1 protein-coding gene is annotated in these 8,940 nt (G+C 64.3%); it reads left to right on the plus strand.

Annotated elements, in window-relative coordinates; all coding sequences use genetic code 11:
* Window positions 1-55 precede the first annotated feature (55 nt).
* The coding region (locus tag NA5_RS18365) for a type I polyketide synthase (protein ID WP_218020120.1) at window positions 56-8,940 on the plus strand (8,885 nt) is incomplete at its 3' end.

Here is an 8,940-nt window from a genome sequence, read left to right on the forward strand (position 1 = left end):
TGCGGCAGTGGTGCGGGTCCGGATTGTGCTCGAGGGCGACAGGTTCGCCGTGCAGATGGCTGATGAGCATGGTCGCCCGGTGTTGTCGGTGGGCGCTCTTGTTTCTCGGCCGGTGTCTGCCGATCGGCTCAACGCGAACCCGGTATCGGATGCCTTGTTCGGCGTGGATTGGGTCGCTGTTCGGCAATCGTCGGCGGTGACTGTCGAGCCGAAACACTTGGCGGTGTTGGGTTCTGGTCAGAGCTCCGGGGATGTGCCGCGTTATCGCGATCTTGCGGCAATGATCGCTGAGCTGGATGCGGTAGCGGATCCGGTTATTCCCGAGATCGTCTTGTTGGAGTGCCCCGCCCATGAGAGTGCGCCGCCGGAGGCCGCACGGCGCGTGGTAAACGGTGTCCTCGACACTGTCCAACTGTGGTTGAGCGATAGTCGCTTCGCTGACTCTCGTTTGGTTGTGTTGACCAGACAGGCTGTGTCTGTTGCTGATTCGGAGCAGGTGGATCTGGGTCAGGCGCCGGTGTGGGGTTTGTTGCGTGCCGCGCAGGCCGAGCACCCGGGTCGGTTCCAGCTTCTGGACCTGGATCAGCCCGACCAGGACCGTGACGCGGTCGCTGTCGCGACGGTGGCAGCGACCGCTGCGGCGGAGCCGGAGGCCGCGCTACGTGATGCGGCTCTGCTGGCTCCGCGGTTGCGTCGTCACGCGACTGGCGAGGTTGTTCGGCTGGCAGAACCTGGCACCGTATTGATTACCGGTGGGACCGGTGGTCTCGGTGCCTTGATCGCTCGACATCTCGTGACCGATCACGGTGTGGGGCATCTGCTTTTGACGTCTCGTCGTGGTCTGGATGCTCCCGGTGCTATCCAGTTGCGGGATGAGCTGGTGGAGCTCGGTGCGCAGGTGCGTATTGCCGCGTGTGATGTTTCTGATCGGGACGCACTGGCGGCACTTCTCGGCAGCATCCCGGACCAGCATCCACTGGTGGGCATAGTTCACGCCGCCGGAACCGGTGACAATGGTCTGATCGAGTCGATTACCGCGGACCGGATCGATTATGTGTTCCGGCCGAAGGTCGATGCGGCGTGGCATCTTCATGAGCTCACCCATGAACACGCACTTTCGATGTTCGTACTCGTGTCGTCGGTGGGCGGGCTGGTGCTGGCCGCCGGTCAAGCGAATTATGCTGCGGCGAATGTTTTCCTGGATGCTCTCGCGGCTCACCGGCGCAGTCTGGGGTTGCCTGCGACTACGGTGGATTTCGGCTTGTGGGCGACAGCTACCGGCCTCGGGGCCATGCTGTCCGAGGCTGATATCGAGCGGATACGTCGCCAGGGTTTCCCGCCGCTGACCGAAGCCGAAGGCCTCGCCCTCTTCGACATGGCGATCGCCACCGAATCTGCTCAGCTGGTGGCGTTGCGGGTCGATCCGGCTGCGCTTCGGACCCGGGGTGAGCAGGTTTCGGCTCTGCTGCGTGCGATTGTGCCGGTCCCGGTGCGTCGCCGGTCCCGAACTCCGGACGCGGATCACGCATTTGCCCGCAAGCTGGCCAGCCTGTCGGATGCCGATCGTCACACTGCTGTGCTCGACCTCGTTCGATCGGCAGCCGCCGAGATCCTCGGACATGCTTCTATGGATGCTGTTGAGCCGCAGCGGGCTTTCCAGGAGCTGGGGTTCGACTCTCTCGGTGCTGTCGAGTTCCGCAACAGGCTCAATACTGCGACTGGACTGAAGCTTCCGGCCACGCTTATTTTCGATTATCCGAACCCACAGATCGTTGCCGAGTTCATCGGCTCGGAACTCAGCGGCACGGTGGCTGCTGATGAGGTTGTGGTCAGTCGGGCTCGAGTCGATGATGATCCGATCGCGATTGTCGCGATGAGCTGTCGGTACCCGGGCGACGTCGCCTCGCCGGAAGACCTGTGGCGGTTGGTTGCCGACGGGATCGATGCCAACGGTGCGATGCCGACGGATCGTGGCTGGGATATCGAGGCCATCTACGATCCGGAGCCAGGTAAGGCGGGTAAGACCTACGCGCGCAACGGTGGGTTCCTATATTCGGCAGCGGATTTCGATGCGGACTTCTTCGGGATCAGCCCTAACGAAGCCACGTCGATGGATCCGCAGCAGCGGTTGCTGTTGGAGACTTCGTGGGAGGCATTGGAACGCGCCGGTATTGATCCGGCGGTATTGCGGGGCAGTCCAACCGGTGTGTTCACCGGCGTGATGTACCACGACTACGCGCAGGGAACCGACAAAGGTAACAGCGCTGGTGGGAGTCTGGTTTCCGGTCGGATCGCCTACACGTTGGGTTTCGAGGGTCCGGCGGTGTCGGTGGATACGGCGTGTTCGTCATCGCTGGTGGCGTTGCATTTGGCTGCGCAGTCGTTGCGGTCGGGGGAGTGTGATCTGGCCTTGGCCGGTGGTGTGGCCGTGCTCGCGACACCGGATGTGTTCGTCGAGTTCAGTCGTCAGCGGGGTCTGTCTCCGGATGGGCGGTGTAAGTCCTTCGCCGATGCGGCCGATGGTGTGGGTTGGGCTGAGGGCGCTGGCATGTTGGTGCTCGAGCGGTTGTCCGACGCTAAGCGCAATGGTCATGAAGTTCTTGCGGTAGTCGCTGGTTCGGCGGTGAATCAGGATGGTGCCTCGAATGGGTTGACTGCGCCGAATGGTCCGTCGCAGCGGCGGGTGATCCGTCAGGCGTTGGCTAATGCCGGGGTCTCCCCGGTCGAGGTGGATGCGGTGGAGGCCCACGGCACCGGTACGACTTTGGGTGATCCGATTGAGGCGCAAGCGCTTTTGGCCACCTATGGGCAGGACCGTGATGCGGATCGTCCGTTGTGGTTGGGTTCGTTGAAGTCCAATATCGGTCATGCTCAGGCCGCGGCCGGTGTGGGTGGTGTGATCAAGATGGTCATGGCGATGCGCCACGGGGTTCTACCTCGAACGCTGCATGTCGATCAGCCCTCCACGAAGGTCGATTGGTCTGAAGGCCATATCCAGTTGTTGACCGATTCGGTGGCGTGGCCGGAAGTTGATCGGCCACGTCGTGCTGGTGTGTCCTCCTTCGGTATCAGCGGCACGAATGCTCACGTCATCGTCGAACAGGCCCCAGCGGAACCGGCTCCCGTGCCGGTGATCAAGTCCGTTCCGGCTGGTGGGGTGTCGCCGTGGGTGCTCTCGGCACGCAATACCGAGGCTCTTGCTGATCAGGCCAGGCGTCTGGCCGCGCATATCCACGACCACGACCCGATCGACATCGGGTTCTCGCTGGTGACCTCGCGGGTGTTGTTCGAGCATCGGGCCGTGGTGTTGGCACCTGAGCGCGATGGCTTGCGGGCTGGCGTACAAGCGTTGGGTCGCGGCGAAATTACTCCCGGTGTGGTGTCGGGTCGTGTTGTGTCGGGTTCGACGGGGCTGGTGTTCTCGGGTCAGGGTGCGCAGTGGGCGGGCATGGCCGCTGAGCTGCGTGATGCGTATCCGGTGTTCGCCGAGGCATTTGATGCGATCGTCGCTGAGTTGGATCCGCTTCTGGAACAGACGGTTTCGTTGAGTGCGGCGTTGGTGTCCGAGGATGTGATCGACCGGACGGTGTTCGCTCAGGCGGGTTTGTTCGCGTTCGAGGTGGCGTTGTTCCGTTTGCTCGAGTCGTGGGGTGTGCGCGCTGACGTCGTAGCGGGTCATTCGATCGGTGAGATCGCTGCCGCGCATGTGGCCGGGGTGTTGTCGTTGGCGGATGCCTGTGTGCTCGTTGCGGCGCGTGGCAGGTTGATGCAGGCGTTGCCTACTGGTGGGGCGATGGTGGCCGTGGGCGCGTCGGAGGCCGATGTGTTGCCGCTGCTGGCTGGCGGGGTGTCGATCGCGGCGGTGAATGGTCCATCGTCGGTGGTGCTCTCGGGTGTCGAAGATGATGTCGCCACTGTTGTCGATCGTTGTATCGAAAAGGGCTGGCGCACACACCGATTGCGGGTGTCGCACGCTTTCCATTCGGCTTCGATGGAACCGATGCTGGCCGAATTCGCCACGGCGATAGAAGGTTTGACGTTCGCGCCACCGAGCATTCCGTTGGTGTCGACGGTGACCGGTGCCCAGGTCACCGATGAGATGACCGATCCGTTGTACTGGGTGGGTCAGGTTCGTGAGACTGTGCGGTTCGCCGATGCGGTGGTCACGGCCGCCGGTATGGGCGTGACCCGGTTCGCCGAGGTCGGGCCCGATGCCGTGCTGTCGCCGATGATTACCCAGATTCTCGAGGATGTGGCGACAACAGGACCCACCGCCTCGACTCCGACGGTGGTGGCGTTGGCTCGTCGGGATCGGGCCGACGCTTCGGCGGTGTTGGGTGGGGTCGCTGGCTTGTTCGTGTCGGGTGCCGAAGTGGATTGGGCCGGTCTGTACTCCGGTACCGGAGCCAAGCGAATTGATTTGCCCACCTATGCCTTCCAGCGTCGGCGGTATTGGATGGCCGAAGTGCCCGCGGCTGGTGGTGATGCCCGTTTGATGGGTTTCGGGGCTACGGGGCATCCGCTGGTTTCGGCGGTGGTGGCGCAACCGGACTCCGATGCGGTCGCACTCGGTGGCCGCTTGTCGGTGCAGACGCATCCGTGGGTGGCCGATCACATGGTGATGGACACCGTGTTGTTGCCGGGTACCGGTTTTGTCGAACTCGCCCTGCATGCCGGAGAACAGCTCGGCTACTCGCTGCTGGAGGAGTTGGTGCTGCAGGCTCCGCTGGTGTTGTCGGAGACCGGTGGTGTGGCGGTGCGTGTCGTCGTCGATGGGGAGGACGAGTCGGGTCGTCGCGCGGTGCGGATCTTCTCCCGTCCCGACGACGGTGCTGATGCGGCCTCGTCGTGGACGTTGCATGCCGAGGGTGTGCTCGCGTCCGGAACCGTCAGCGCGACAGTGGATCTGGCGCAGTGGCCACCGGCCGGTGCGGTCGCCGTGGATATCGATGCTGTCTACGACTCTCTGGATGCGCAGGGCTATCACTACGGCCCGGCGTTCCAGGCGCTGCGGGCCGTGTGGCGGGGAGCCGAGGGGCTGCTCTATGCCGAGGTCGAGTTGCCCGAGGTGGCTCGGTCCGAGGCGCAGCGGTTCGGTGTGCATCCGGCATTGCTCGATGCCGCTCTGCATGCTTTGCGGTTCGCCGACGACAAACCAGAGGGCAGCGGCCCGGCATTGCCGTTCGAATGGTCCGGTGTCGGTGTGTATGCGGCCGGGGCCGATGCGTTGCGTGTTCGGCTCACCCGTGTCGGTGAGCGCGGCGTTGCCTTGGATCTGGCGGACACCACAGGTACCCCGGTGGCGACGGTTCGACATTTGGCTACCCGGCCGATCGATCCCGCGCAGCTCAACGCTGGCACACCCATTGCCCGCACCGCTGTCTTCCAGGTCGGCTGGACACCGATCTCGATAGCCGAGACCGAGGTCAGCGCCGTCTCGTGGGCGGATCTCGGTGACGAGGTGCCGCAGGTAGTGGTGTTGGACGGCCCCGTGGGCAATGATCCCGCTGCCATTCACGCTGCGACGCATGGGGTTTTGGCGGTATTGCAATCCTGGACGACAGAGCATCGCTTCGTCGATGCCGTGCTGGTGGTCCGAACCAGTGGCGCGGTATCGGTTGCGGGGGAAGATATTACGAACCTCGCCGGTGCCGCGGTGCACGGTCTGGTCCGTTCGGCTCAGGCAGAGAATCCGGGCCGGATCGTCTTGATCGACGCCGACGCCGAACTCGGTGGGCTGCTCGGTGGGATCGTGGCCGCGGCCGAACCTCAGGTGGCGGTGCGTGACGGGCGAGCACACAGTGCGCGGCTGAGCCGAACGGCTGCCAGCACAGCCACTTCGGGCACGTCCGTTTCCTTCGATCCCGACGATACTGTTCTGATCACCGGTGCGGGCGGCACCCTCGGCGCGTTGTTCGCCCGGCACCTGGTCGCCACCCGCGGTGTCCGTCACCTTCTGCTGGTGAGCAGGCGTGGCGGATCCGCTCCCGGCGCAGCCGAATTGCGGGCCGAGTTGCAGAGTCTCGGTGCCGAGGCCGATTTCGTCGCCTGCGATGTGGCCGACCGCGCTGCGCTCGCGGGTATATTGGCCGAAATTCCCGCGGGCCGTCCACTCACCGGTGTGTTCCATATGGCTGGTGTGCTCGACGATGGCGCCATCGGTTCGCTGACCGCGGAGCGTTTGGACGCGGTGTTGGCACCGAAGGTCGATGCTGCCCTGCATCTGCATGCACTGACCGCCGATCTCCCGTTGAAGGCGTTCGTGCTGTTCAGTTCGGTGGCTGGTGCGTTCGGTAACCCGGGGCAAGGCAACTATGCTGCGGCCAACGCGTGCCTGGATGCTCTTGCGGCACATCGCAGGGCATCCGGCCGCTGTGGGCAGTCCCTCGCCTGGGGTCTCTGGAGCATGGACGGGGGCATGGCCGCCGAGCTCAGCGATGTCGACCGGCGCCGCATGTCTCGTTCGGGCTTGCTGCCGTTGTCGGAGGAGCAGGGCCTCGCGCTGTTCGACGCGGCCGCCGAGATCGACGCGGCGGCTCCCGTGCTCGCCCGTCTGGATCTGGATGCCTTGCGCAGCGCGGGATTCGCCACGCCCGCACTGTTTTCCGCGTTGATCCCGCATCGCCGCAAAGCGGTCTCGGGTGCGGCCGCGGCACTGCGCACGCGTCTGTTCGATACGCCGGACAGTGAGCGTCTCGGTGTGCTGGTCGAGATCGTGCGCGGTCAGGTCGCGACCATTCTCGGTCACCAGAACGCGAATGCGGTTGCGGCGGATAAGGCTTTCAGCGAGCTGGGCTTCGATTCGGTCACCGCGATCGAGTTCCGTAATGCCCTGAAATCCGTGACGGGTCTGCCGTTGCCCGCGACGCTGGTGTTCGATTACCCGTCACCGCTGGCGCTGGCGAAGCATCTGGCCGACGAGCTCACCGGCACCGGTCAGGACATCCAGGTCACCGCGAGCAGGACTGTCGACCATGAGCCGATCGCCGTGGTCGGAATGGCATGCCGGTATCCCGGCGGGGTCACTTCCCCCGAAGAACTCTGGGAATTGGTTCGTCTCGGCGGGGATGCGGTGTCGACGTTCCCGGTCGACCGAGGCTGGGATGTCACCGGCATCTATGATCCAGAACCTGGCCGCGCGGGAAAGACCTACACCCGGGAAGGCGGGTTCCTGCACACCGCTGCCGATTTCGATCCGGACTTCTTCGGAATCAGCCCCAATGAAGCCACGCTGATGGATCCCCAGCAGCGGCAACTACTGGAAACGACGTGGGAGGCGCTGGAGCGCGCCGGTGTGGATCCGGCGGTCCTGCGTGGCAGTTCGACCGGGGTGTTCACCGGCGTGATGTACCACGACTACGCCCAGGGAACCGGTAATAATGCTGGCGGGAGCTTGGTCTCCGGTCGCGTCGCGTACACGCTCGGGCTGGAGGGTCCGGCGGTGTCGGTGGATACGGCGTGTTCGTCGTCGCTGGTGGCGATGCATCTGGCTGCGCAGTCGCTGCGGTCGGGCGAGTCCGATCTGGCCTTGGCCGGTGGTGTGACGGTGATGTCGACCCCGGAGACCTTGGTCGAATTCAGCCGTCAGCGGGGGCTGTCTCCGGATGGACGCTGTAAGTCCTTCGCCGATGCGGCCGACGGGGTCGGTTGGTCCGAAGGTGTTGGCATGCTGGTGCTCGAGCGGCTGTCCGATGCGCGCCGTAATGGTCATGAAGTTCTTGCGGTGATCGCTGGTTCGGCGGTGAATCAGGATGGTGCCTCGAATGGGTTGACCGCCCCGAATGGTCCCTCGCAGCGACGGGTGATCCGTCAGGCCTTGGCTAATGCAGGGGTCTCCCCGGTCGAGGTCGATGCGGTTGAAGCCCACGGCACCGGCACCACTCTGGGTGATCCGATTGAGGCGCAAGCGCTTTTGGCCACCTATGGGCAGGACCGTGATGCGGATCGTCCGTTGTGGTTGGGTTCGTTGAAGTCCAACATCGGTCACGCTCAAGCTGCCGCGGGTGTCGGTGGTGTGATCAAGATGATCATGGCGATGCGCCACGGCGTGCTGCCGAAAACGCTGCACGTCGATCAGCCCAGCACCAAAGTCGATTGGTCCGAAGGAAATATCCGGTTGTTGACCGATTCGGTGGCGTGGCCGGAAGTTGATCGGCCACGTCGTGCCGGTGTGTCCTCGTTCGGTATCAGCGGCACGAACGCTCACGTCATCATCGAGCAAGCCCCGGCCCCAATCGTGGCGCCGGTGCCGGTGGTCGAGACTGTCCCGGCCGTGCTGCCGTGGGTGCTCTCGGCGCGCAGCGGCGAGGCTCTTGCCGGTCAGGCTGATCGTTTGATATCGCGTGTGGGCGAACATGATCCGATCGATGTCGGTTTTTCGCTGGCATCCACCCGGAGCGTCTTCGAGCATCGTGCTGTAGTCGTGGCCGAGGATCGCGATGGTCTGCTCGCGGGTGTACGGGCGCTGGCTGCGGGGATGCAAGCTCCCGGTGTGGTGTCGGGTCGTGTGGTATCGGGTTCGACGGGTGTGGTGTTCTCGGGTCAGGGTGCGCAGTGGGCCGGTATGGCCGCCGAGCTTCGTGATGCGTATCCGGTGTTTGCCGAGCATTTCGAGGGGATCATCGGTGAGCTGGATCCGCTTCTGGAACAGCAGGTTTCGTTGAGTGTGGCGTTGGCCGACGATGATCTGGTCGATCAGACGGTGTTCGCGCAAGCGGGGCTGTTCGCGTTCGAGGTGGCGTTGTTCCGGCTGCTCGAATCATGGGGCATGCGCCCGGACGTCGTTGCCGGTCATTCGATCGGTGAGGTGGCTGCGGCGCATGTGGCCGGTGTGTTGTCGTTGGCGGATGCGTGTGTGTTAGTTGCGGCGCGTGGCAGGTTGATGCAGGCACTGCCTACTGGTGGGGCGATGGTGGCCGTCGGTGCGTCGGAGGCCGAGGT

It is taken from the genome of Nocardia anaemiae NBRC 100462 (genome assembly GCF_001612725.1).
Classification (GTDB): Bacteria; Actinomycetota; Actinomycetes; order Mycobacteriales; family Mycobacteriaceae; genus Nocardia; species Nocardia anaemiae.